This is a genomic window from Actinomadura sp. 1N219, assembly GCF_044326405.1.
Classification (GTDB): domain Bacteria; phylum Actinomycetota; class Actinomycetes; order Streptosporangiales; family Streptosporangiaceae; genus Spirillospora.
In genome coordinates this window covers 1559514-1581676 of record NZ_JBIRAY010000001.1, presented here as the reverse complement: position 1 = coordinate 1581676, position 22163 = coordinate 1559514, and the positions used below count along the sequence as shown (strand labels likewise).

Here is a 22163-nt window from a genome sequence, read left to right as displayed (position 1 = left end):
ACTCCATGGTGTGGGAGGACCGGACTGCGGGGAGTTCCGCGTGGGCCTCGGCGTCTACGCCCTGGGACGGCTGCCCGGCGCCGAGGCGGACGAGCTGTCGGCGCATCTGCTCGGCTGCCCGCCGTGCCGCGCCGAGCTCGCCGAGCTGCGGAGCGTCGCCGAGCTGCTCCGCCGCACCATCGCGCAGCGCCCCGCCCCCGCGCAGCATCCCGCCCCCGGGCAGGGGCACGCGCGCATCGTCCCGGCACGCAAAGGCGCCGGCCGCGTCAAGCGGACCGGCGCCTCCGGGACGAGGCTCAGCGGCGCCTGCGCCTACGGCTCCAGAGGACCAGGGCGGTCACGGTGACGGCGGCCCCGACGCCCGCCAGCACCAGGCGCTTGTCGATCCCGCCGCCCGCCTCCTTGGCGTCGGAGTCGTCGGACCCCTCGGACGGCCGCACCATCGACCCGACCGCCCGCGCGACCTGACCGGCCTCCTCCTTCAGCCGCTCGGTGCCCCGCTGCGCGACGTTCTTCGGGTTGACCCGGGCGGCGAGCTCGTCGATCGTGCGCGCGAAGCTCTGGCGGGTGAGCTGGAGCTCCCGTTCCAGCGCGTCCGGGTCGCGGGCCCTGTCAGCCATGCCGTGTCCTTACCGTGTCGGGCGAATCCATGACCAGCGAAGCGTGATCCGAACAGTGTGGCAGGTCTTCCCGCCGGACGCCCTCCGCACCCCAGCCGGTACCGTTGGACCAACCATCCGAGCGAAAGGCGGCACAGGGTGTCCGAGCGGCTGCAGCCAGGGGACGTCGCCCCCGATTTCGAGCTTCCCGACGCCGACGGCGAGCAAGTGTCGCTGGCCTCGCTGCGCGGGCGGCGCACGATCCTCTACTTCTACCCGGCCGCCCTGACGCCCGGCTGCACCAAGGAGGCGGTCGACTTCCAGGGCAGCCTCGGCGAACTGGAGTCCGCCGGCGTCGCGGTCGTGGGCATCTCCCCCGACAAGCCGGCCAAGCTCGCCAAGTTCCGGGAGAAGGAGGGCCTGACCTTCCCGCTGCTGTCGGACGCCGACACCGAGGTCCTCCAGGCGTACGGCGCGTACGGGGAGAAGAAGCTCTACGGCCGGGTCGTCGTCGGCGTCATCCGCTCCACCTTCGTCATCGACGCCGACGGCAAGATCGAGCAGGCGTACTACAACGTGAAGGCCACCGGCCACGTGGACCGCCTCCGCCGCGACCTCGACCTCTGACCCCAGCCTCGACACAGTGCGGGCGGGGGGATTCGAACCCCCACGGTGTCGCCACCAACAGGACCTAAACCTGCCGCGTATACCTGATTTCGCCACGCCCGCCGGCGCTTCGGAGAAGCGCGTTCAGCTTAGCGTCGCGGTCGGCGGATCCGGCAACGGAATTCGCCGGCCGGTCGATGCCGAGTGAGGAACTGATCGCCTGGTCGTCCGGGTAAGGGACGCGCCGTCACCGGAATTGCGGACAGGCGCTCGGAGAATCCACCAGGCTATTTGTGGAACGCCCTCGGCAGGCGGACGCGGGCGGCCTAGGCTTGATGAGTCCGTCCGCCCGCACAGTCGGTGACGCCATGACCACAAGCCCGGCGGCAGCCGTGAACGACTCCTCCTTCACGCACCGCGTGCTCCCCTACGACGGCATGGATCAGCTCCTCGACGGCGCTCTGCCCTTCCTCCGCGACGGCGTGGACGCCGGCGACCGCGTCCTCGCCGTGTGCGGGACCGCGCGGGAGACGCTGCTGCGCGACGAGCTCGGCCCGGCCGCGGCGGGCGTCGAGTTCGCCGACGCGTCCGCCTGGTACGCGCACCCGTCCCGGACGCTGGCCGACTGCCTCAGCGACGCCGACGAGGCCGCCTGGCGGGGGCGCCGGCTCCGCGTCCTCGGCGACCCGGTGTGGGCGTCGCGGTCGCCGCTCGAGGTCGCCGAATGGCAGCGCGTCGAGGCCGTCCTGAACGTCGCGTTCCGCGGCACCGGCGCGGCGCTCCTGTGCCCCTACGCGGCCACGCTGCCCGCCGGCGTCGTCGCGGCCGCCCGCAAGACGCACCCCGAGACCCTGCGCGGCGCGCGGGCCCTCGCCAACCCCGGCTTCGTCGACCCGTGGGCCTACTGCGAGCAGTGCGACAGCGAGCCGCTGCCCGCGCCGCCGCCCGGCGCCGACACCTTCAAGATCGACCGGCCGGACCTGTTCTGGCTGCGCGCCTACGTGTCGGAGTACGCGCGGGCGACGCCGCTGCCCGAGGACGGCGTCCAGCGGCTCCTCGTCGCGGTCACCGAGGTCGTCACCAACGCGCTGCGGCACGGCGAGCCGCCCATCGTCCTGCGCATGTGGACGGACGCGCCCGACGGCCAGCCCGCCTTCGTCTGCGAGGTCAGCGACGGGGGCCGGTGGCCGCCCGGCAGCGGGTACGGGCTGATCCCGCCGCGTCCCCTGGCCGCCAAGTCCGGCGGGCGGTTCGGCCTGTGGGCGGTGCGGCTGCTGTGCTCGGTCGTCCAGATCCGGACGGGCGACCACGGCAGCGTCGTCCGCCTGCGGCTGGCCCTTCCCTCTTCCCGACCCGATGTGGACAGAGCGTGAGGGACTCTATGCGTTGGGCTTCCAAAAATCCGGCGGCGGCGTACGCTGAACCAATCACCGACCTCGATGGGCAGGCCATGGAGACACCCTGGTTCGCCAAGCGCCCGGTCAGCGGCGTCCGGCCCGGAGATCACGGCTGGCTGGCCTACAGCGGCGCAGAGGAGCGCGACCGGGTCATCGGGCCCTTCGTCCGGGAGGGCCTGGAGACCAACGAGAAGGTCGTGTACGTCACCGACGCCCCGCCCGACCGGCTCCCCGGCCTCGGGCCCCGGCACCGGATCGACGTGGACGCCTACCGCAGGGCCGGCCAGCTGCGGGTGATCTCGCGGCAGGACGCCTGCCTCGACCGGTACGGCGGCTTCGAGCCCGCCAGGATGGTCGACACCCTCGGGCGCGAGGTCGACGCGGCGTTCGGCCAGGGCTTCCGCGCCTGCCGCATCACCACCGACTACAGCTGGCTGCTGGACGAGCCGCGCCGCTCCGACCTCGGCCAGATGCTGGGCTGCGAGCACCGGGTCGGCGACGCCGTCTCGCCGAGCACCATGGCGATGGCGATCTGCCAGATCGACCGGCACGCATGCCGGCGCGACGAGCTCATCGCCCTCCGCGACACACACGAGGTCCTCGTGGAAGTGAACCCCGAATTCGATGACGGGATCCTGAAGATAGTGCGCACATTCGAACCAGACGGCCTGCGCGTCGAGGGCGAGCTGGACGCCGCCAGGCACGCGGTGTTCGCGGAGAAGCTCACCCTGGTGAGCAAGGACCGCGACCGCGTCCACCTGGACTTCTCCCGGCTCGCGTTCATCGACCTCGGCGGCCTGCACCTGCTGGCGCAGCACGCCACCGTCCTGCCGGCGCGCGAGCCGCTGGTCCTCGACCACCTCGCGCCGGACGTGGAGAGCGTCATCGAGATGGTCGGCTGGCACCGGCTGCCGGGCATCGCCCGCGGCAGCGAGCGAGCGCTCTCCGACTCGGAGGGGATCGGCTGATGAGCATGGACCACAAGGCCTTCCTTTACCGCGACGTCGAGGAGTTCCTGGACGTCACCGTCCCGTTCCTCAGGTCCGGGCTGGAGCGGGACCAGGCCGTGATCGCCGTGGCCCGCGAACCCAACCTGACCGCCCTGCGGGACGTGCTCGCCCGCGACGCCGCGCCGATCCAGTACTTCGACTCGGCTGAGTTCTACCAGCATCCCGTCCACACCCTGCGGGACTACCAGGCCGTCGTGAAGGAGAGCGTGCCGCGCACCGTCTGCGCCCTCGCCGAGCCCGTCTGGGACGGCTGGGACGAACGGCAGACCCTGGAGTGGATCCGCTACGAGTCCCTCATCAACGTGGTGTTCGACGGTTCGGGCGCCCGTTCGCTGTGCCCCTACGACACCGCGACGCTGCCGCCCCGGGTCGTCGCGGAGGCGCGGCGCACCCATCCCTTCCTGGTGGACTCCGGGCACACCGGTCCGAGCGGCGAGTACGTCGACCCGGTGACGTTCGGCTCCGGCTGCGACCGCGGCCTGCGCTTCGACCGTCCGCGCGACGCCGACTACCTCCCCATCGACGGCGACGACCTGCACGCCTTGCGGTCGTTCGTCGGCGAGCGCGCCGTCAAGCACGGCCTCGCCAAGCAGCGGGCGCAGAACCTCGTCACCGCCGCCAACGAGGTCGCCGCGAACGCGCTGCAGCACGGCACGCCCCCGATCGGGCTCTGGGTGTGGCAGGACGGCGCCGACCTGATCTGCGAGATCGGCGACAACGGATTCTGGCGCCCCGGCCCGAGCCCGCTCACCGGCTTCATCCCGCCCGACTCGGCCCTCCAGCGCGGGTTCGGCCTCTGGACCGTCCGCCTGCTCGTCGACCTGATGGAGCTCCGCGCGGGCTGGGACGGCACGTTCGTCAGGCTGCGCGTCCGCTAGCGGGTCAGGCGAGGGCGGCGGGGATCAGTTCCGCCAGGGCGCGGAACGCCCTGCCCCGGTGGCTGATGGCGTCCTTCTCCTCCGGGGCCATCTCGGCGGTCGTGCGGGTCTCGCCGTCCGGGACGAAGACCGGGTCGTAGCCGAAACCGCCCGTGCCGCGGGGTTCGCGGACGACCGTGCCGCGCAGCCGTCCCTCGACGCAGTGCTCGACGCCGCCCGGGACGACCAGGACGGCCGCGCACACGAACGCCGCGCCCCGCTGGTCGTCGGGCACGTCGCCGATCTGGTCGAGGACGAGCCGGAGGTTCGCGGCGTCGCGGTCGCCGGCGGCGTCGCCAAGGCGTCCCGACCAGCGCGCGGACAGGACGCCCGGCATGCCGTTCAGCGCGTCCACGCACAGGCCCGAGTCGTCGGCGACGGCGGGCAGGCCGGTGAACGCGGCGATCGCGCGGGCCTTCAGCAGCGCGTTGCCCTCGAACGTCAGCTCCGTCTCCGGCACGTCGGGCGCGCCGGGGAAGTCGTCGAGTCCGGCGATGTCGAGGTCGCCGAGGATGCGCCGCAGCTCCGCGACCTTGCCCTTGTTGTGGGTCGCGAGCACGATCCTCGTCATCAAGCGATCCTCGTCATGGGGCGATCTTCGTCATCGGGCGAGGGCCGCGTCCTGCAGCCTGGTCAGCTCGGCGCAGCCGGCGGACGCGAGGTCGAGCAGCGCGTCCAGCTCGGAGCGGTCGAACGGGGCGCGTTCCGCGGTGCCCTGCACTTCGGCGAAGCGGCCGTCGCCCGTGCACACGACGTTCATGTCGGTGTTGGCGGCGCCGTCCTCCTCGTAGCAGAGGTCGAGGCGGGGCTCGCCGTCCACGACGCCGACGCTGACCGCCGCCACGGACGTGATCAGCGGGTCGCCGCCGCCCCTGAGCATCTTGCGGGCGCGCATCCAGGAGACGGCGTCGGCCAGCGCCACGTACGCGCCGGTGATCGCGGCGGTGCGGGTGCCGCCGTCGGCCTGCAGCACGTCGCAGTCGAGCTGGACGGTGTTCTCCCCGAGCGCCTTGAAGTCGACGCACGCGCGGATGGACCGTCCGATCAGCCGGGAGATCTCGTGGGTGCGGCCGCCGATCCGGCCCCGGACGGCCTCGCGGTCGTTGCGGGTGTTGGTGGCGCGGGGCAGCATCGCGTACTCGGCGGTGACCCAGCCGAGGCCGCTCTCGCGCCGCCAGCGGGGCACCGAGTCCTGCACGGACGCGGCGCACAGCACCCGGGTCGCGCCGAACTCGATCAGCACCGACCCCTCCGCGTGGTCGAGCCATCCGCGCTGGATGCGGACGGGGCGGAGCTGGTCGTGCGCGCGATCATCGGGGCGAGGCATGCGCTCCACCCTAGCGGGACTCAGAGGGTGTACTGGGCGCCCACGCGCGCCAGGTCGATGGGGCCTTCGTAGCCGCTGGCCTTGGCCTCCTTGAGCGACACGTCCGCGTCGTTCCACGGCACCAGATGGGTCAGGACGAGCCGTCCCGCCCCGGCGCGGGCGGCGTGCTCGCCGGCCTCGCGGGCGGTCAGATGGAGCTCGGCCGGGAGGCCCGGCTTGTCGATGAAGGACGCCTCGCAGAGGAACAGGTCCGCGCCGCGCGCCAGCTCGACCAGCGTCTCCGACGCGCCCGTGTCGCCGGAGTAGGCGAGGGTCTTGCCGCCGTGCTCGACGCGGAACGCGTACGCCTCCACCGGGTGCGGCATCAGCGCGGTCGTCACGCGGAACGGGCCGATGTCGTAGGGGCCGCGGCGCAGGGTCTGGAAGTCGAACGCCCCCGACATGCCGGGCTCGGGATCGAGGTCGTAGGCACGCGCCATGCGCGCGGCGGTGCCCTCGGGGCCGTGCACCGGGATCCGCGGCGCCGGGCCGCTCGGCCGGTACGTCCGCGCCACCCAGTATCCGCACAGGTCGAGGCAGTGATCGGCGTGCAGGTGCGAGATGCAGACGGCGTCGATCTCGTACAGCGAGCGGAAACGCTGCAGCGACCCGAGCGCGCCGTTGCCGAGATCGAGCACCAGCGCGTAGCCGTCCGCCTCGATCAGGTAGCTGGACGCGGGGCTGTCCGGCCCGGGAAAACTGCCGGAGCAGCCGATCACTGTGACCCGCACGCTCGCTCCTCCTTCGGGTCCCCGAGGAATCAGGTGGTCAGAGCCGGCGCCTTCACACCAGTGTGACCCGGTCGCCCGCGGGATTCGAGACGCCGTCCGTCAGGCGCGGGCGATCCGTGCGGGCGGGCGGCGGGACCGCGGGGGCCGCTGTCGAGGATCCCGTTGGGAGCGTCGGGAGGCCGTCCTCCCGCGATGGGTCTGACATGGTGCACAAGGCTAAGCGACGGGACCCCGCGCAAGCGCGTCATGCGTTGGACATCACACCGTCACGTGGCGGAAAACCGCCCAGCTCACGCGCCGCGCACACGATCCGGACGCCCGCCGCCCCGAAACGCCGGTGAGCCGCGCGGCGGCAGGTCCCGCGGTGGTGAGGGCGGGTCAGGGGCGGGAGCGAGGGACGCGGGCGAGCTGGCGGCTCTGGGCGACGAGGCGTCCGGCGGTGTCCCAGACCTCGACCTCCTCGTCGAACCAGCCGCCGGCGAGGACGCGGCCGCTCCCGTGGACGGCGAGCCAGCCCGGCGCCGGGACGGCCCGCATGTGCCAGGTCAGCTCGACGGTCGGCGCCCAGCCCTGCGCGCCGAGGTTCAGCGCGACGGGCGGCAGCGCGTCCACGGCGAGGGCGAGCGCGTACGCGTCGGGCTGGTAGCCGTCGCGGAGGCGGAACCAGGCGCGGACCTCGGGACGTCCGCTGGGGCGTCCGTCCAGCCAGCCCATCGTGGAGCGGTCGAAGCGCATGTCGACCTGGTCGGCGAAGCCGCGGCTGCCGGTCGGGGGCTGGAACTCGGTGCATTCCTCCAGGGGAGGCAGGCCGGTGGGCTCGGCGCCGGTCCAGGCGGGTTCGGCTGCGGCGTCGAGGGTGGCGGTGGTGATCAGCGCGTCCGCGGCGGGACGGCCGTCCTGGACGAGCACGACCCGCGACGTGGCCGCCGTCCGCCCCTCCTTGCGGGGTTCGACGATCACCTCGGCGGGGCCTGGCCTGGCGACGCGGTGGAAGTTCACCGCGGTCGAGACGGGGTGCGCGTGCGGGGAGGCGGCGACGGCGGCGCGGCCCAGGACGGCCATGAGGTAGCCGCCGTTGATCGCCTCGGCCATGCCGTAGCCGGCGTCCAGGACGGCCTCGTACCGGCCCTCGCCCATCGGCTCGACCGCGGTCGCCGCGCCGAACCCGATCATCCGTGTCCCTCCCGCGGTTCTAGAATGACGTTCGAGAACGCACCCTACCGCGACGGCGGGTCAGGCCCAGAGCTGGCCTTCGAGGCGGGCCTCGGCCTCCTCCAGGGTGCCGCCGTACGCGCCGGTGGACAGGTACTTCCAGCCGCCGTCCGCGACCACGAACGCGATGTCGGCCCGCTCGCCCGCCTTGACCGCCTTGGTCGCCATCCCGATCGCCGCGTGCAGCGCGCCGCCGGTCGAGATGCCCGCGAAGATGCCCTCCTGCTGGAGCAGCTCGCGGGTGCGGCGCAGCGCGTCCCCGGACGTGACGGAGAACCGGGTGGTCAGGACGGAGTCGTCGTACAGCTCGGGGATGAAGCCCTCGTCGATGTTGCGCAGCCCGTACACCAGGTCGCCGTACCGGGGCTCCGCCGCGACGATCTTGACGTCCGGCACCCGCTCGCGCAGGAACCGGCCGACGCCCATCAGCGTGCCCGTGGTGCCGAGCCCCGCGACGAAGTGCGTCACGGTCGGGAGGTCCTCGAGGATCTCGGGGCCGGTCGTCTCGTAGTGCGCGAGCGCGTTGGCCTCGTTGCCGTACTGGTAGAGCATCACCCAGTCGGGGTTCTCCGCCGCCAGCCCCTTCGCGACCCGGACGGCCTCGTTCGACCCGCCCGCCGCCGGGGAGAAGATGATCCGCGCGCCCCACATCTCCAGGAGCTGGCGGCGCTCCGCGGACGTGTTCTCCGGCATCACGCAGATCATCTTGTAGCCGCGCAGCGTGGCGGCCATGGCCAGCGAGATGCCGGTGTTGCCGGACGTCGGCTCAAGGATCGTGCAGCCGGGCGTCAGCAGCCCCTCCTTCTCCGCCTTCTCGATCATGTAGAAGGCGGGCCGGTCCTTCACGGACCCGGTGGGGTTGCGGTCCTCCAGCTTGGCCCAGAGCCGCACGTCGGCGGACGGCGAGAGCCGCGGCAGCCCCACCAGCGGGGTGCGGCCGAGCGAGTCCGGCAGCGAGTCGAAGCGCATCAGTCTGCTCTGTCTGCTCGGGGGCGGCGGTCAGCCGCCGGCGACGGCGGGCAGGATCGTGACGCTGTCGCCGTCGGCGACCTCGGTCTCCAGCCCGCCGAGGAAGCGCACGTCCTCGTCGTTGAGGTAGACGTTGACGAACTTGCGCAGGCCCTTGCCGTCGACCAGCCGGTCGCGCAGGCCGGGGTGCCGCGTGTCCAGGTCGGTGAACAACTCGTCCAGCGTGCCGCCCTTGCCTTCGACGGCCTTGGCGTTATCGACGAGGACGTGAGATTGCGCAGGATCGTGGGGATCCGGACCTCGATCGCCATCGCGATGGTCTCCTTCTACGTCGTACGGGGCTCCCCGCCCTCTAACCTGCTCACAACCGGGCGGGCAGCGGGATGATTCCGGGCGTACTCCAGCAGGATCGGCGCGTCAGCGACAGTCGTAGACGACCTCGGCGCGCGAATGCCCGAACAGGAAGCTCTGTACGGGTGGCACGGCGGCGGAACCGGTGCGGCGCCGCGGGCCGCCGGTTCCCTGCTCACTCGTCCACATGACGGCCAGTTTACCGGGCGCGTCGTGGCCGATCCCCGCCGCCATCAGCCGTAGGAGTCGACGATCGCGACCTCTTCTTCGGTCACTTCGCCGTCCACGATCCGGTACGACCGGAACTCGTGATCGTCCTCGTCGCGGGTGGAGACGAGCACGTAGTGGGCGTTCGGCTCGGCGGCGTAGGAGACGTCCGTGCGGGACGGGTACGCCTCCGTCGAGGTGTGCGAGTGGTAGATCACCACGGGCTCCTCGTCCCGGTCGTCCATCTCCCGCCAGACCTTGAGCTGCTCCTGGGAGTCGAACCGGTAGAACGTCGGGGACCGCTCGGCGTTCGTCATCGCGATGTACCGGACGGGCCGGTCCGAGCCGATCGGACCGGCGATGACGCCGCAGGCCTCGTCGGGGTGGTCGGCGCGCGCATGCGCGACGATCTCGTCGACCAGGGCCCGTTCGATCGTCAGCATGCCCCGAAGGCTACCGGGCGGCGCGTCCGTCCCCCTCCCGGGGGCCGCGCGGTCACCAGAGGACGCGGACCAGGCTCTCCTGCAGCGACGTGAGCCAGTCGTAGGCGGCGAACATGGGGGCGCGAGGGTCGTCCGGGGTCATGCTCTCCGCCTCCTCGTACCACTCCTCGGTGATGTCGAGCCGGGTGCCGAGCGCCAGCCGGACGTCGTTGAGCGCCCGCAGCCACGCCTGCGCCTGCTTCTCGTCCAGGACGACGTCGGACCCGGGACCGCCGGCCAGCGAGGCCAGCACCGTCCCCGCCGCCTCCCGTTTGCCGTCGCGCAGGCCCATCTCGGTGTAGCGGCGGAACTCCTCGGCCGACTTGCCGTCGTCGCGGTAGGCGTCGGGGAACAGCCGCGCCAGGACGGGATCGTCCGGCATGGTGGCGTTCTCGGCGATGCCCATCGACGCCAGTTCGTCGTCCTCGCCCGGGGCCTCGCCCAGCAGCGCGAGCAGCTGCTCCATCAGGGCGCGCAGGAGCGCGACCTCCTCGGCCTCCAGCCGCACCCGGACGCCGTGGCGGGTCTTCTTCACATGGCTCACCGGCTCAGTCGTCCCGCTTGACGGTGGCCCACAGGCCGTAGGAATGGAGGATCTCCACGTCGCGCTCCATCTCCTCGCGGGTGCCGTTCGCCACCACGGCGCGGCCCTTGTGGTGGACGTCGAGCATCAGCTTCTCGGCCTTCGGCTTCGGATAGGCGAAGACGGCCTGGAACACGTACGTGACGTACGACATCAGGTTGATCGGGTCGTTCCAGACGATGGCCAGCCAGGGCCGGTCGGCGCTCACGTCCTCGTCGACGTCCGGCCGTTCCAGTTCGACGGGCGCGGGCGCCGTGCTCATGGCGCTCATACCGCTCGCCTCCCTCTCTGTGAAGTCGGTGGCCCACCGCACCCGATGCTATGCGCCGCTCCCGCCGGATGTGGCGGCCTGCACGACCATGGTGCCCACAGCGGGTCGTAAGGTTCCACTTGTGGACCTTGGCGACGGTACTGCCCTGCTCACCGACCGGTACGAGCTGACCATGCTCCAGGCCGCGCTGCGCAGCGGGACCGCCGGCCGGCGCGCCGTCTTCGAGGTGTTCGCGCGGAGCCTGCCCGCCGGCCGCCGCTACGGCGTCATCGCCGGGACGGGACGCCTCCTCGACGCGATCGAGCGGTTCCGTTTCGACGCCGCCGAACTGGACTACCTGACGTCCAACGGCATCGTGGACGAGCCCACCGCGCAATGGCTGGAGAAGTACCGCTTCACCGGGGACGTCTGGGGTTATGCCGAAGGCGACTGCTACTTCCCGGAATCGCCGATCCTGGTGGTGGAGGGGACGTTCGCGGAGGCCGTCCTGCTGGAGACGCTCGCGCTGTCGATCCTGAACCACGACTGCGCGATCGCGTCGGCCGCGTCCCGGATGGTGCGGGCGGCGCAGGACCGTCCGATCATCGAGATGGGGTCGCGGCGGGCCCACGAGCGCGCCGCCGTGGCCTCCGCCCGCGCCGCCTACATCGCGGGGTTCGCGACCACGTCCAACCTGGAGGCGGGGCGGCTCTACGGGGTGCCGACCGCCGGGACGAGCGCGCACTCCTTCACGCTCCTGCACGACAGCGAGCGGCACGCCTTCGAGGCCCAGCTCGCCGCGATGGGCGAGAGCACCACGCTGCTCGTCGACACCTACGACGTCGAACGGGCCGTCCGGACGGCCGTGGAGCTGGCCGGGCCGTCGCTGGGGGCCGTCCGGATCGACAGCGGCGACCTCGGGGTGATGGCGCGGCGCGTCCGCGACCAGCTCGACTCGCTCGGCGCGCACGACACGCGGATCGTCGTCACCGGCGACCTGGACGAGTTCGGCATCGCCGCGCTCGCCGCCGTGCCGGTGGACGGCTACGGCGTCGGGACGTCCCTCGTCACCGGCTCCGGCGCGCCCACGGCCTCGCTCGTCTACAAGCTCGTCGCCCGCTCGGACGCCCCCGACGACGACGCGCCCATGCGTCCGGTCGCGAAACGCTCCACCGGCAAGCCGAGCCGCGGCGGACGCAAGACGGCCGTCCGCCGCGTCGACGGCCACGGCACCGCCTTCGCCGAGACCGTCACGACCGGTGAGCCGACGCCCGGCCCGCGCGACCGCGTCCTGCAAGTGCCGCTGGTCCGGAACGGCGAGATCATCGGACGCGAATCGCTCCTGGACGCCCGGGAACGCCACGCGCAGGCGATCGCCGAACTGCCTCCGACGGCGACGCAGCTTTCCAAGGGCGAGCCCGCGGTCCCCACCGAGTTCGTCAACGGTGGCCCGCGCCGCTGAGACCATCCAGGCGGAGCTGGGGTACGGTCCCCATTGAGCCCTTTTCATCCTGTGACAGGCCGAGAATGCCACGTCTCAGAAGAGAGCGGATGAATCGGACTCTTCGTTCGAGGTGACTCGTCCAGGGAGCGGTCATGGGCAAGAAGGCTCTGATCATCGTCGACGTTCAGAACGACTTCTGCGAGGGCGGTTCGCTCGCGGTCGCCGGCGGGGCGGACGTGGCCACGGCCATCTCCGGGTACATGGCGGGCCACCGGCCCGAGTACGCGCACATCGTGGCCACCCGCGACTTCCACCTCGACCCGGGCGACCATTTCTCCGCCGAACCCGACTTCGCCGACACCTGGCCGCCGCACTGCGTGATCGGCACGCCCGGCGCCGACTTCCACCCCAACCTGGCGCTGGCGCCCATCGAGGCCGTCTTCAGCAAGGGCCGCGAGACCGCCGCCTACAGCGGCTTCGAGGGCGCGTCCGACGACGAGCAGCCCCTCGCCGACTGGCTCGCCGCCCGCGGCGTGGACGCCGTCGACATCGCGGGCATCGCCACCGACCACTGCGTCCGCGCCACCGCCGTGGACGCCGCCCGCGCGGGCCTGCGCACCGCCGTCCTGCTCGACCTCACCGCCGGGGTCAGCAAGGCGACCGTCGACCGCGCCCTGGACGAGCTCGCGCAGGAGGGGATCATGATGTCCGGCGCCCCGGTCGTGGCCACCTGACCATGACACCCCCCGAGAACCGACCCCCCACGGTCATCGTGATCGCGGGCGTGTCCGGCAGCGGCAAGACCACGATCGGGAGCCTCCTCGCCGAACGTCTCGGCTGGGAGTACGCCGAGGCCGACAAGTTCCACTCCGACGCCAACATCGAGAAGATGCGCTCGGGCCACCCCCTCACCGACGCCGACCGGCTCCCGTGGCTGCACGCCATCGCCGCCTGGGTCGACGACCGCCTCGCCACGGGCCGTCCCGGCGTCGTCACCTGCTCCGCCCTCAAGCGCCGCTACCGCGAGATCGTGGCGGGCGGCCGTCCCGGCGTCCGCATGGTCCTGCTGGACGGCGACCGCGACCTCATCGCCGCCCGCATGAGGGCCCGCAAGGGCCACTACTTCAAGGCCGACCTCCTCGACACCCAGTTCGCCGACCTGGAACCCCCGACCCCGGACGAGAACGTCCTCACGGCCCCCATCACAGGCCCCCCAGAGGAAACCGTCGCCCACCTCCTCAAAACCCTCGACCTCACCCCCGGCCGCGAGACCGACCACACACCCAGCTGACCGCGCGCCCAGCCGACCGCCCCCGGACGCCGTTCCAAACTCCCTGACCACGGCCCGATGTTAGGTTGAGGAAGACCACCGTCCGAGCCGACGAGGAGACCTCCGATGGCGGCGATGCCCATGCCCGAAGAGCCGTCGTTCATCCGTGAAGACCTGCGAGAAGCGTTCGCCGCGCTCGAAGTGTTGCCCGGTATGCGTGCCGAGCTCATAGACGGAGAAATCATCGTGTCACCGACCCCCGACGGCAAGCACGAGACCATCGTCGTGGCGATCGACACCTGGGTACGCAAGATCCATGACCTGATGTTGCACCGAAACCTGACGTTGATCAGCCCGGAGGGTGAGTACGTGCCCGACGGAATCGCCGCTCCCGAAGGAACATTCGACGATCGGGAATGGCACTCCAAGCCGGACGGCGTGCTGATGGTCTTGGAAGTGACCTCCGGTCGGCGGGGGGACCACAAGGGAGCTGAACGCGATCGCGGGCCTAAGCGCCGGGGGTACGCTGCAGCCGACATCCCCCTCTACCTGTTGATCGACCGGCTGGACGGCAAGGCCACGATCTTCTCAGAGCCGCGCGGCAACGATTACTCGCACAGCTCCTCGGTCACCCTCGGCGAGGATCTACTCATGCCCGAGCCTCTCGAAGGCGTCCTGCCCACCGGCAAATTCCGGTCGCATTCGCCGATGTCGCCGTGAACAGACGCCCTGCAATCCGCGCCTGATCGGGTAACCGCGCCCCGGATGCCGCCGCGGTCAGTGGCGGCGTTTGGCGGCCCAGTCTCGGATCTTGGCGATGCGCTTGCGGAGGTCGTCGGCGCTGGCCTGGGGGACGGCGGGGCCGCCGCAGGAGCGGCGGAGCTCGCTGTGGATGACGCCCTGCGGCTGGCCCGTCCGGTGGAACCAGGCGTTGACGAGGCCGTTCAGCTCGCGGCGGAGGGTCGCGAGGTCTTCGGCGGTGGTGCGGTCGGCGCGCGGGTCGCCGGTCTTCTTCTTGCGTTCGCCGGCGAGCTGGTCGGCCTGGCGTTTGCGCAGCAGCGCCGACACCTGGTCGGGTTCGAGCAGGCCGGGGATGCCGAGGTACTCCTCCTCCTCGGCGGAGCCGGGCTGGGCGTGCATGCCGAACTCGCCGCCGTCGTACAGGACGCGGTCGAACGTCGCGGACGCCTCGACGGTCTCGAACGGCAGCTCCTCGCCGACCGCGTCCGGCGTGTCCTTCTGCTGGTTGGCCTCGGCGAGGAGGTCGTCGTCCAGGCCGTCCTCGCGGACGGGACGGTCGAGAACGTGGTCGCGCTCCTCCTCCATGTCGGCGGCGTGGCCCATCAGCGTGGGCACGGAGGGCAGGAACACCGAGGCGGTCTCGCCGCGCCTGCGGGCGCGCACGAAACGGCCGATGGCCTGCGCGAAGAACAGCGGGGTGCTGGTGGACGTCGCGTACACGCCGACGCACAGCCGCGGGATGTCGACGCCCTCGGACACCATCCGGACCGCGACCATCCAGCGGTCGTCGGTGTCGGTGAACTGCTTGATCTTCTTGGACGCGGACGGGTCGTCCGACAGCACGATCGTGGCGCCCTGGCCGGTGACGGCGCGCAGCATCTTGGCGTAGGCGCGGGCGGTCTCGTGGTCGGTGGCGATCACCAGGCCGCCGGCGTCCGGGATGACGCGGCGCAGCTCGGTGAGGCGGCGGTCGGCGGCGGCGAGGACCTGCCTGATCCAGTCGCCCTTCGGGTCGAGCGCGGCGCGCCATGCCTGGGAGGTCTGGTCCTGGGTGAGGGGCTCGCCGAGGGTCGCGGTGATCTCGTCGCCGGCCCGGGTGCGCCAGCGCATCTCCCCCGCGTACGCCAGGAAGATCACCGGACGGACGACGCCGTCGGCGAGGGCCGGGCCGTAGCCGTAGGTGTAGTCGGCGCGGCTGCGGCGCACGCCGTCCGGTCCCTCGTCGTACTGGACGAACGGGATCGGGTTGATGTCGGTGCGGAACGGCGTGCCGGAGAGCGCCAGCCGGCGGGTGGCGGGCTCGAACGCCTCGCGGACGGCGTCGCCCCAGGACAGCCCGTCGCCCGCGTGGTGCACCTCGTCGAAGATGACGAGCGACTTGCGGGACTCGGTGCGGTTGCGGTGCAGCGCGGGACGCGCCGCGACGGTCGCGTAGGTGACGGCGATGCCGTCGAAGTCCTTGCCGACCGGGCCGTCGCCGTTCTGGTACTCGGGGTTGATCTTGATGCCGACGCGGGCGGCGGTCTCGGCCCACTGCCGCTTGAGGTGCTCGGTCGGGCACACGATCGTGATCGCCGAGATCACGCGGCGCTCCATCAGCTCGCGGGCGAGGCGGAGCGCGAACGCCGTCTTACCGGCGCCGGGCGTCGCGACGGTGAGGAAGTCGCGCGGGCCGGGTTCGGTGCCGTCCCGCCCGAAGTAGGCCTCCAGCGCTTGCTGCTGCCAGGCGCGCAGGGACGACGCCGTCCCCCAGGCGGCCCGCTCGGGGAAGGCGGGAGGCATGCTCGATGCGGCGAAGGTGCTCACGGTCATCGAAGGCTACCGAGCCCCACCGACAGATCGCGCCGCCGCGGCCTCACTTGTGCCGAGATCCACAACCCGCGTCCGCCGTCAGCGGCCCCTGTACGCGGCCCACGCGGCGCGGATCCTGCGGCCCTGGCCTGCGGTGAACTCCTGCATGCAGGTGTCGTGGGCGTAGTCCATGAAGTTGTGCACGGGATCGTCGCCGCGCTGCGGGCATGTGTCGCGGTAGTCAGGGCATCCTTCCGCCGGCGCCGCCTCGTACGGTGTGTCGGCCACCCCGTCGCCCGGCGGCAGGCACCCGCCCTCGAAGGTGTGCAGCAGCCCGAGCCAGTGCCCGATCTCGTGGACGGCCGTGTAGCCGCGGTCGAACGGCTTGTACGGCCCGCCCGGCAGGCTGCGGTAGTCGATGGTGACACCGTCCATGCGCGGGTCCTTCTTGTACTGGTGGGGGAACGTGGCGAAGCCGAGCACGTCGGTGCCCACGGCGGCGGTGAAGACGTTGAGCGTGCCGCGTCCGCCCTTGCGCAGGCGCTTCTTCATCGCGCGCTCGTTCCTGCGCGGATGGTGGAACCACGAGGGCTTGTTCGTCCGGTCGTAGCCGACGAGGCGGAACCTGACGCGCGTGTCGGCGCCGCCCTTCTTCCCGCCGTACGCGGCGTTCAGCGTGGAGACCTGCCGCTGGACCGCCGCCTTGGACAGCCGCCCCTTGCCCCCACTGTGGACGACATGGAACCGCACCGGGACGACGACATGCCGCGCCCTGCGCAGCGCCGAGTCGAGGCGCTTCTCGTCGGACGTGCCGAACCGGTCGACGAGCGTCCGGCGAAGGTCGGCGAGCATGGCGACGACCTGGTCGTGGCCGAGATCGGCATGGTCGCGGGGGTGCGTCCTTCGCGCGTCGCCCTCTGGAGGGCACCCGTCGTCCTTTGCCGCCGCTGGAGCGGCCTTGACCCGCGTCCGGTCAGCGACCGGCGTTCGGTCGGTGACCTGGTCGCGGTCACTCACCGAACCCGGAACGGCACCCAGTGTGACCAGTAGTGCGCAGAGTGAAACCCCGGCGATCCGCCGCATTGATCCCCCGTAGATGTGTACAAGCCCCGTGGAACTGGGAGGGCCCCGCGGTCGTCCCCCGACCGCGGGACCTCTCACGCGCGCATGCCGATGCCGGCGACGCGCCCTCGGCCGCCGCTCAGCGGCGGCCGGTCACTCGTCGCCCTTGCCGCCGCCGCCCGGCTTCATCGACTCGTAGATCTCCTTGCACTCCGGGCACACCGGGAACTTCTTCGGGTCCCGGTTCGGCACCCAGACCTTGCCGCACAGCGCGATCACGGGCGTGCCGCTCACCGCGCTCTCGGTGATCTTCGCCTTCTTCACATAGTGCGCGAACCGCTCATGGTCGCCGTCACCGTGCGAGAGGTCCGGCCGCACATCTGTCTGGGTGTCGCCGTCGGGCAGGATCTTCGTACTCACGTGCTTCACCTTAGTTCAGCGTCGGGTCCTCGGGGAACGTGGAGACGAAGGCCAGGTCGCCGCCCTGCCTGCGCAGCACCTGCCGCCACAGCCCGTCCGGGTCGGCGGCGAACACGTCCCCCGCCTCGGCCGGCACCAGATACCAGGAGCCGTCCTCGATCTCCGCGCGCAGCTGCCCCGCCGACCATCCGGCGTAGCCGGCGAACACCCGGAACTGCAGCAGCTCGGCGGCCAGCAGGCCGGGCGGGGCCTCCAGGTCGACCAGGCCGACCCTGGCCACCTCCGTGCCGCCGTCCAGGGCGCGCCAGCCGAGCGGCTCGTCCTCGCCGGGGAGACGGGCCAGGGCGAGCGCGTTCTCCAGCGCGACCGGGCCGCCCTGGAACACCACGGCCGGTCCGGTGACGAGCTCGGCCCACGGCGGCAGGACGCGGTCGACCGGTACCTCGGTCGGCCGGTTGAGGACAACGCCGAGCGTCCCGCCCTCGACGTCGTGCTCGACCAGCAGGACGACGCTCCGCCGGAAATTCGGATCCTCCAGCTGAGGGGTCGCCACCAGCAGGAGCCCGACCCTGATCCCGTCTTCCATGCGTTCCATCATGCGTTGCGCGGACCTCCGGCGGCACGTCCCAGGGCTCGTTAGCCTGTTACGCATTCCTATCGATGGGGATATCGGCACCACAAGAACCTAGGTCGACAATGATCTAGGATCATCGGCCACCCGCTCGGCGCCCGCCGGCGGGCCGGGGAGGACAGCGATGCAGTTGCCCAGGGTCGTCATCGCCGCCGTGTTCTTCGTGATCGGAGCGCTGATCGCGATCCCGGCCCTGATCAATTGGGTGTCGCCGGACTCGGAGCGCGCCGCGTCCGCCAACACCACCTCCAGCCCGTCCCCCACCGGCTCCAAGCCGAGCACGCCGCCGCCCGGGTCGAAACCCGGGCAGGCCGTGACGGCCAGCGTCGGGTCGGTGTCGTGCCCGGCGCGGACGGTGAACGTCACCGTCCGCAACACCGGTAACAAGACCGAGGACTTCGGGATCGAGAAGAACGACGACAGCGCCGCGATCCCCGGCCAGATCCGGCCGGACTCGTCCCGGACGGTGGCCGTCCGGCTGCGCGAGGACCGCCGCACCCGCATCACGGTCAACTGGGCGAACAAGCGGATCGAGACCAAGACCGTCACGGCGAACTGCGCGAAGGCCGGCGGAGGGCCGGCGGCGACGCCGAAGCCGACCAGGACCCCGCCGGACAAGCTCCCCCACACCGGGCCCGACGACCTCCTGTGGGCGCGCGCCGCGACCGGCGTCGGCATCATCCTCACCGGCGCGATCATCTTCTGGTACGGCGGGATCTGGCCCCGCCGCCGCGACCAGATCTTCTCGAAGAAGAATTCCTAAGCTCTCGTCTCGCGTCAGGCTTCCGTGCGGGGGCGGCCGCCGGCGGCCTCGCGGACGGCGCCGGCCACGCGGGTGCTGACCTCCGGGTGGAACACGCTCGGGACGATGTAGTTCGGGCCCAGCTCGTCCGGCGTGACGACCTCCGCGAGGGCCTTGGCGGCCGCGGCGAGCATGTCCAGCGTGACGCCGTCGGCCTGCGCGTCGAGGAGGCCGCGGAACACGCCCGGGAAGGCCAGCACGTTGTTGATCTGGTTGGGGTAGTCGCTGCGTCCTGTGGCGACGACGGCGGCGTGCTCGCGGGCCTCGTCCGGCGATACCTCGGGCTCGGGGTTGGCGAGCGCGAACACGATCGCGTCGTCGTTCATCGTCGCGATGTCGTCGCCGTTCAGGATCCCGGGGGCCGACACGCCGATGAACACGTCGGCGTCCTTCACGGCGCCGCGCAGGTCGCCCGCGTAGCCGCCGGCGTTGGTGTTGCCCGCGATCCAGCGGAGCGAGTCGTCCAGGTCGTCGCGGCCCGCGTGGACGGCGCCGCGGTAGTCGCAGACGACGAGGTCGCGGGCGCCCGCGTGGATCAGCAGCTTCAGGATGGCGCTGCCCGCCGCGCCCGCGCCCGCCATCGTGATCCGGACGGAGCCGAGGTCCTTGCCGACGACGCCCAGCGCGTTCGTCAGCGCGGCGAGGACGCAGATCGCGGTGCCGTGCTGGTCGTCGTGGAAGACGGGGATGTCGAGCAGCTCGCGCAGCCGGGCCTCGACCTCGAAGCAGCGCGGCGCGGAGATGTCCTCCAGGTTGATGCCGCCGAACGCGGGCGCGATGATCTGGACCGTCCGGACGATCTCGTCGGTGTCCTGGGTGTCGAGGCAGATCGGCCAGGCGTCGATCCCGGCGAACCGCTTGAACAGCGCCGCCTTGCCCTCCATGACGGGCAGCGCCGCCTCCGGGCCGATGTTGCCGAGGCCGAGCACGGCGGAGCCGTCCGACACGACCGCGACGCTGTTGCGCTTGATCGTCAGCCGGCGGACGTCCTCGGGGTTGCGGGCGATCGCGAGGGAGACGCGGGCCACGCCGGGCGTGTACGCCATCGACAGCTCGTCGCGGTTGCGCAGCGGCACCTTGGACTGCATCTCGATCTTGCCGCCGAGGTGCATCAGGAACGTCCGGTCGCTGACCTTGTGGATCTTGACGGCCTCGATCTGCTCCAGCGCCGCGGCGATCGCCTCGGCGTGCTGGGTGTCGCGGGTCGCGATCGTGACGTCGATGCGGAGCGTCTCGTGCCCGGCGGTGTTGACGTCGAGGGCGGTGACGATGCCGCCGGCGTTCTCCACGACGTGGGTGATCTGGCTGACCGCCCGGCCGCCGGCCGGCACCTCCAGCCGCACGGTGATGGAGTACGACACGCTCGGCACGCTCGCCACGACTACTGCTCCCTCTGCTCCGGGTGGGGGCCGCGGCCCGGCCCGGCCGACGGCTCAGAACGCCCGCGCCGCCCCGACGATGAGGTCGGCGGTCGCGGACGCGGGCAGCCTCGTCGCGTCGATCACGAGGTGGTAGAGCCGTGGATCGGCGGGGTCGACCCCGTAGAAGTGCTTCACGTAGGCCGTCCGGGCGCGGTCATTGTCTTCGAGCATACGCTCAACATCACGGTCGGGAGGCCCGGACGCCTCCGGCGGCTCGGCGGCGATGGCGCGGGCGAGGCGGCGCTCCCTCGGGCCGTCCAGCCGGACGTGCAGCGCGTCCTCCCGTCCGGCCAGCACGACCGCCGCCGCCCGGCCCAGCAGCACGGCGCCGCCGCGCTCGGCCATGCGGGTGATGACGCTCTCGGTGCGCTCGACGAACTCCTCGGGCGGGACGAACCCGTGGTCGGGGATGTAGACGTCCATGCCGAGCGCGACGGTGGGCAGCCGCGCCGCCCCGGCGAGGATCCGGCCGATGCCGCTCTCGGCGCGGCCGTCGTGGGCGAGCGCCTCCTCCAGCGTGCAGCCGATCTCGCCGGCGACGAGCTCGGGGACGGCGCGGTCGACGAAGCGCAGCCCGAGCCGGTCCGCCACGGCGGGGCCGACGCTCGAACCGCCCGTCCCGTACGTGGCGGAGATGGTCACCACGCGCGCGCTCACATCCCGTCCATGCCCGCTCAGGGCATGGACGGAACTCGCGAGCGGCGCGGAACGCTCCTGGTCAGAACAGGGCGGACTCTGGTCAGAACAGGGCGGACTGGAGGGAGCGGCGGGCCTTGGCGACGCGCGGGTCGTCCGGCGGCAGGACCTCGAACAGCGACAGCAGGTGCTTGCGCGCGGCGTCGCGGTCGTCGCCCGCGCTCGCCCGGACCGCCGACACCAGCCGCTCGAACGCCTGCTCCGGCCGTCCGGACACCATCTCCACGTCGGCCGCGCTGATCTGCGTCTGCACGTCGCCGGGCTTCTCCGCGGCCTCCCGGAGGACGCGCTCTGCGTCCAGCGACCGCACCCGGATGCTCACCTCGACCGCCGCGAGGCCCTGCTTGGCCTGGACGTCGCGCGGGTCGGCCGCGAGGATCCGGTCGAACGCCGCCTTGGCGCCGTCCAGGTCGCCGCTGTGGAAGGCCTCCTGCGCCTGCTGGTAGACCGGGTCGGCGGCGGGCGCCTCCCCCTCGTCCGCGGCGATCTGCTCCTCGCCCTCGGGGGCGTCCGGCAGGATGCCCTCCTTGCGCAGCGCCTCGAAGAGCTGGTCGATGGCCTGGCGCACCTGCGCCTCGGGCGCGGCGCCGTTCAGGAACGGCAGCAGCTGCCCGGCGACGACCGCCGCGACGAACGGGATGCCGCGCACGCCCATCTGCTGCATGTACGCGCCGAGCTGCGGGTTGGCGTCGATGTCGACCTTGGCGAGGATCCACTTGCCGGCCGCCTCGGTGGCGAGCTTCTCCAGGATCGGCGAGAGCTGCTTGCACGGCCCGCACCACTCGGCCCAGAAGTCCACGAGGACGGGGACGGACTGCGACCGCTCCACGACCTCGGTGTTGAACGTCTGGTCGGTGACGTCCACCACGTACTGCCCGGCGCCCTCGGCCGCACCCGCGGCCGCGCCGCCCTGGGCGCGGCGTTCCTGCTGCTTCCTGGAGGCCGCCTGGCGCGCCCCCAGATCGATGGCCCCGTGCAACGAAAAGTCCCGAGAAGACATGGGTCCATCCTGCCCCATGACCGCCGGTGGCTGCGCGTCCGTCCGCTCCAAGCGGACCGCGCCGCCCGCGCCGGACGCCCATCCCGTCCCGATCCGGCGGATAGTTCGACAATTGTCCGCCTTTTTCTAATTCTCACCTTCGGTGCGGCGGGCAAAGAATCCAGGAGTACCGACGTAAAGGCAAAAAGATTGCTGACAGGCATCA

General features: G+C 71.9%; 26 protein-coding genes, 1 tRNA gene and 1 pseudogene. 10 read left to right on the top strand and 18 right to left on the bottom strand.

All coding sequences use genetic code 11. From position 1 onward, the window contains the following. Positions 1-40: 40 nt before the first annotated feature. Complete coding sequence (locus tag ACH35V_RS07305) at positions 41-346, top strand: anti-sigma factor family protein (RefSeq protein WP_395970829.1); 306 nt, start codon at positions 41-43, stop codon at positions 344-346. On the opposite strand, the gene ACH35V_RS07300 is transcribed toward ACH35V_RS07305, so the two are convergent. Next, positions 297-620: a DUF3618 domain-containing protein gene (locus ACH35V_RS07300; protein WP_395970828.1), complete on the bottom strand. Its 324-nt coding sequence runs from the start codon at positions 618-620 to the stop codon at positions 297-299. The two genes, ACH35V_RS07305 and ACH35V_RS07300, sit on opposite strands and share 50 nt — an antisense overlap. Before the next feature lie 138 nt (positions 621-758). Between ACH35V_RS07300 and bcp the strand changes: the two genes are divergently transcribed. Then, positions 759-1226: a thioredoxin-dependent thiol peroxidase gene (gene bcp, locus ACH35V_RS07295; protein ID WP_395970827.1), complete on the top strand. Its 468-nt coding sequence runs from the start codon at positions 759-761 to the stop codon at positions 1224-1226. 17 nt (positions 1227-1243) lie between these two features. On the opposite strand, the gene ACH35V_RS07290 is transcribed toward bcp, so the two are convergent. After that, positions 1244-1328, bottom strand: a tRNA-Leu gene (locus tag ACH35V_RS07290). A 245-nt stretch (positions 1329-1573) separates the two neighbouring features. On the opposite strand from ACH35V_RS07290, the gene ACH35V_RS07285 reads away from it, so the two are divergent. From ACH35V_RS07285 to ACH35V_RS07275, 3 genes are all read left to right on the top strand, one after another. Then, positions 1574-2578, top strand: coding sequence for an anti-sigma factor RsbA family regulatory protein (locus ACH35V_RS07285; protein WP_395970826.1), 1005 nt, complete (start codon positions 1574-1576; stop codon positions 2576-2578). A 77-nt stretch (positions 2579-2655) separates the two neighbouring features. Beyond that, on the top strand, positions 2656-3570 hold the full coding sequence (locus ACH35V_RS07280) for an MEDS domain-containing protein (RefSeq protein ID WP_395970825.1): 915 nt from the start codon (positions 2656-2658) through the stop codon (positions 3568-3570). Beyond that, positions 3570-4490 carry an anti-sigma factor RsbA family regulatory protein gene (locus ACH35V_RS07275; RefSeq protein WP_395970824.1) on the top strand — a complete coding sequence of 307 codons (921 nt, stop codon included), beginning with the start codon at positions 3570-3572 and terminating at the stop codon, positions 4488-4490. Before ACH35V_RS07280 ends, ACH35V_RS07275 begins: the two co-directional genes overlap by 1 nt. 4 nt (positions 4491-4494) lie before the next feature. On the opposite strand, the gene rdgB is transcribed toward ACH35V_RS07275, so the two are convergent. From rdgB to clpS, 9 genes and pseudogenes are all read right to left on the bottom strand, one after another. Further along, entirely contained in the window at positions 4495-5100 is a 606-nt protein-coding gene (rdgB, locus tag ACH35V_RS07270) for an RdgB/HAM1 family non-canonical purine NTP pyrophosphatase (protein WP_395970823.1), read from the bottom strand. Positions 5101-5130: 30 nt separating this feature from the next. Beyond that, positions 5131-5856 carry a ribonuclease PH gene (gene rph / locus ACH35V_RS07265; protein ID WP_395970822.1) on the bottom strand — a complete coding sequence of 242 codons (726 nt, stop codon included), beginning with the start codon at positions 5854-5856 and terminating at the stop codon, positions 5131-5133. 20 nt (positions 5857-5876) lie between these two features. Further along, the gene (locus ACH35V_RS07260; protein ID WP_395970821.1) at positions 5877-6626 is read right to left on the bottom strand and encodes an MBL fold metallo-hydrolase; all 750 of its coding nucleotides are present in this window, start codon (positions 6624-6626) and stop codon (positions 5877-5879) included. Between the two features lie 378 nt (positions 6627-7004). Then, positions 7005-7799, bottom strand: a complete 795-nt coding sequence (locus ACH35V_RS07255) for a thioesterase family protein (RefSeq protein WP_395970819.1) — start codon at positions 7797-7799, stop codon at positions 7005-7007. 60 nt (positions 7800-7859) lie between these two features. After that, positions 7860-8807, bottom strand: coding sequence for a PLP-dependent cysteine synthase family protein (locus ACH35V_RS07250; protein WP_395970817.1), 948 nt, complete (start codon positions 8805-8807; stop codon positions 7860-7862). Positions 8808-8837: 30 nt separating this feature from the next. Continuing rightward, positions 8838-9118: pseudogene (locus tag ACH35V_RS07245) on the bottom strand (MoaD/ThiS family protein). Positions 9119-9391: 273 nt separating this feature from the next. Beyond that, the gene (locus tag ACH35V_RS07240; RefSeq protein WP_395970815.1) at positions 9392-9808 is read right to left on the bottom strand and encodes a Mov34/MPN/PAD-1 family protein; all 417 of its coding nucleotides are present in this window, start codon (positions 9806-9808) and stop codon (positions 9392-9394) included. 52 nt (positions 9809-9860) lie between these two features. Beyond that, positions 9861-10391: a DUF2017 domain-containing protein gene (locus ACH35V_RS07235; RefSeq protein WP_395970813.1), complete on the bottom strand. Its 531-nt coding sequence runs from the start codon at positions 10389-10391 to the stop codon at positions 9861-9863. Between the two features lie 4 nt (positions 10392-10395). Further along, on the bottom strand, positions 10396-10692 hold the full coding sequence (gene clpS, locus ACH35V_RS07230; protein ID WP_395971145.1) for an ATP-dependent Clp protease adapter ClpS: 297 nt from the start codon (positions 10690-10692) through the stop codon (positions 10396-10398). 97 nt (positions 10693-10789) lie between these two features. Here clpS and ACH35V_RS07225 point away from each other — a divergent pair, with 97 nt between their 5' ends. From ACH35V_RS07225 to ACH35V_RS07210, 4 genes are all read left to right on the top strand, one after another. Beyond that, entirely contained in the window at positions 10790-12142 is a 1353-nt protein-coding gene (locus tag ACH35V_RS07225) for a nicotinate phosphoribosyltransferase (RefSeq protein WP_395970811.1), read from the top strand. 134 nt (positions 12143-12276) lie between these two features. Then, the gene (locus ACH35V_RS07220; protein ID WP_395970809.1) at positions 12277-12858 is read left to right on the top strand and encodes an isochorismatase family protein; all 582 of its coding nucleotides are present in this window, start codon (positions 12277-12279) and stop codon (positions 12856-12858) included. Positions 12859-12860: 2 nt separating this feature from the next. Then, positions 12861-13415, top strand: a complete 555-nt coding sequence (locus ACH35V_RS07215; protein WP_395970807.1) for a gluconokinase — start codon at positions 12861-12863, stop codon at positions 13413-13415. 105 nt (positions 13416-13520) lie between these two features. Further along, positions 13521-14114: a Uma2 family endonuclease gene (locus tag ACH35V_RS07210; protein WP_395970805.1), complete on the top strand. Its 594-nt coding sequence runs from the start codon at positions 13521-13523 to the stop codon at positions 14112-14114. Between the two features lie 57 nt (positions 14115-14171). Here ACH35V_RS07210 and ACH35V_RS07205 read toward each other — a convergent pair whose 3' ends face one another. The 4 genes from ACH35V_RS07205 to ACH35V_RS07190 form a co-directional block, all read right to left on the bottom strand. Beyond that, positions 14172-15917 carry a DEAD/DEAH box helicase gene (locus ACH35V_RS07205; RefSeq protein ID WP_395971144.1) on the bottom strand — a complete coding sequence of 582 codons (1746 nt, stop codon included), beginning with the start codon at positions 15915-15917 and terminating at the stop codon, positions 14172-14174. A 108-nt stretch (positions 15918-16025) separates the two neighbouring features. Continuing rightward, positions 16026-16943, bottom strand: coding sequence for a zinc metalloprotease (locus ACH35V_RS07200; RefSeq protein WP_395970803.1), 918 nt, complete (start codon positions 16941-16943; stop codon positions 16026-16028). A 198-nt stretch (positions 16944-17141) separates the two neighbouring features. After that, a complete protein-coding gene (locus tag ACH35V_RS07195; protein ID WP_395970801.1) occupies positions 17142-17408 on the bottom strand; it encodes a DUF3039 domain-containing protein in 267 nt (88 codons plus the stop codon). A 10-nt stretch (positions 17409-17418) separates the two neighbouring features. Beyond that, positions 17419-17994 (bottom strand): YqgE/AlgH family protein, encoded by a 576-nt coding sequence (locus ACH35V_RS07190; RefSeq protein ID WP_395970799.1) that lies wholly within the window; start codon positions 17992-17994, stop codon positions 17419-17421. 169 nt (positions 17995-18163) lie between these two features. Between ACH35V_RS07190 and ACH35V_RS07185 the strand changes: the two genes are divergently transcribed. Beyond that, positions 18164-18802 (top strand): hypothetical protein, encoded by a 639-nt coding sequence (locus ACH35V_RS07185; RefSeq protein ID WP_395970797.1) that lies wholly within the window; start codon positions 18164-18166, stop codon positions 18800-18802. A 14-nt stretch (positions 18803-18816) separates the two neighbouring features. Here the strand turns inward: ACH35V_RS07185 and ACH35V_RS07180 are convergent, their stop codons facing one another. The 3 genes from ACH35V_RS07180 to ACH35V_RS07170 form a co-directional block, all read right to left on the bottom strand. Next, on the bottom strand, positions 18817-20220 hold the full coding sequence (locus ACH35V_RS07180; protein ID WP_395970795.1) for an NAD-dependent malic enzyme: 1404 nt from the start codon (positions 20218-20220) through the stop codon (positions 18817-18819). Positions 20221-20274: 54 nt separating this feature from the next. Further along, positions 20275-20919: an AAA family ATPase gene (locus ACH35V_RS07175; protein WP_395970793.1), complete on the bottom strand. Its 645-nt coding sequence runs from the start codon at positions 20917-20919 to the stop codon at positions 20275-20277. Positions 20920-21001: 82 nt separating this feature from the next. Further along, complete coding sequence (locus tag ACH35V_RS07170) at positions 21002-21958, bottom strand: tetratricopeptide repeat protein (protein WP_395970791.1); 957 nt, start codon at positions 21956-21958, stop codon at positions 21002-21004. Positions 21959-22163: the final 205 nt, after the last annotated feature.

Coding starts and splice junctions, on each gene's coding strand:
- ACH35V_RS07225 (WP_395970811.1), top strand. CDS start 10,790: ATGGTGCCCACAGCGGGTCGTAAGGTTCCACTTGTGGACCTTGGCGAC.
- ACH35V_RS07240 (WP_395970815.1), bottom strand. CDS start 9,808: ATGCTGACGATCGAACGGGCCCTGGTCGACGAGATCGTCGCGCATGCG.
- ACH35V_RS07285 (WP_395970826.1), top strand. CDS start 1,574: ATGACCACAAGCCCGGCGGCAGCCGTGAACGACTCCTCCTTCACGCAC.
- ACH35V_RS07215 (WP_395970807.1), top strand. CDS start 12,861: ATGACACCCCCCGAGAACCGACCCCCCACGGTCATCGTGATCGCGGGC.
- ACH35V_RS07185 (WP_395970797.1), top strand. CDS start 18,164: ATGCAGTTGCCCAGGGTCGTCATCGCCGCCGTGTTCTTCGTGATCGGA.
- ACH35V_RS07210 (WP_395970805.1), top strand. CDS start 13,521: ATGGCGGCGATGCCCATGCCCGAAGAGCCGTCGTTCATCCGTGAAGAC.
- ACH35V_RS07220 (WP_395970809.1), top strand. CDS start 12,277: ATGGGCAAGAAGGCTCTGATCATCGTCGACGTTCAGAACGACTTCTGC.
- ACH35V_RS07170 (WP_395970791.1), bottom strand. CDS start 21,958: ATGTCTTCTCGGGACTTTTCGTTGCACGGGGCCATCGATCTGGGGGCG.
- clpS (WP_395971145.1), bottom strand. CDS start 10,692: ATGAGCACGGCGCCCGCGCCCGTCGAACTGGAACGGCCGGACGTCGAC.
- ACH35V_RS07205 (WP_395971144.1), bottom strand. CDS start 15,917: ATGCCTCCCGCCTTCCCCGAGCGGGCCGCCTGGGGGACGGCGTCGTCC.
- rdgB (WP_395970823.1), bottom strand. CDS start 5,100: ATGACGAGGATCGTGCTCGCGACCCACAACAAGGGCAAGGTCGCGGAG.
- ACH35V_RS07275 (WP_395970824.1), top strand. CDS start 3,570: ATGAGCATGGACCACAAGGCCTTCCTTTACCGCGACGTCGAGGAGTTC.
- ACH35V_RS07280 (WP_395970825.1), top strand. CDS start 2,656: ATGGAGACACCCTGGTTCGCCAAGCGCCCGGTCAGCGGCGTCCGGCCC.
- ACH35V_RS07255 (WP_395970819.1), bottom strand. CDS start 7,799: ATGATCGGGTTCGGCGCGGCGACCGCGGTCGAGCCGATGGGCGAGGGC.
- ACH35V_RS07190 (WP_395970799.1), bottom strand. CDS start 17,994: ATGGAAGACGGGATCAGGGTCGGGCTCCTGCTGGTGGCGACCCCTCAG.
- ACH35V_RS07250 (WP_395970817.1), bottom strand. CDS start 8,807: ATGCGCTTCGACTCGCTGCCGGACTCGCTCGGCCGCACCCCGCTGGTG.
- ACH35V_RS07300 (WP_395970828.1), bottom strand. CDS start 620: ATGGCTGACAGGGCCCGCGACCCGGACGCGCTGGAACGGGAGCTCCAG.
- rph (WP_395970822.1), bottom strand. CDS start 5,856: ATGCCTCGCCCCGATGATCGCGCGCACGACCAGCTCCGCCCCGTCCGC.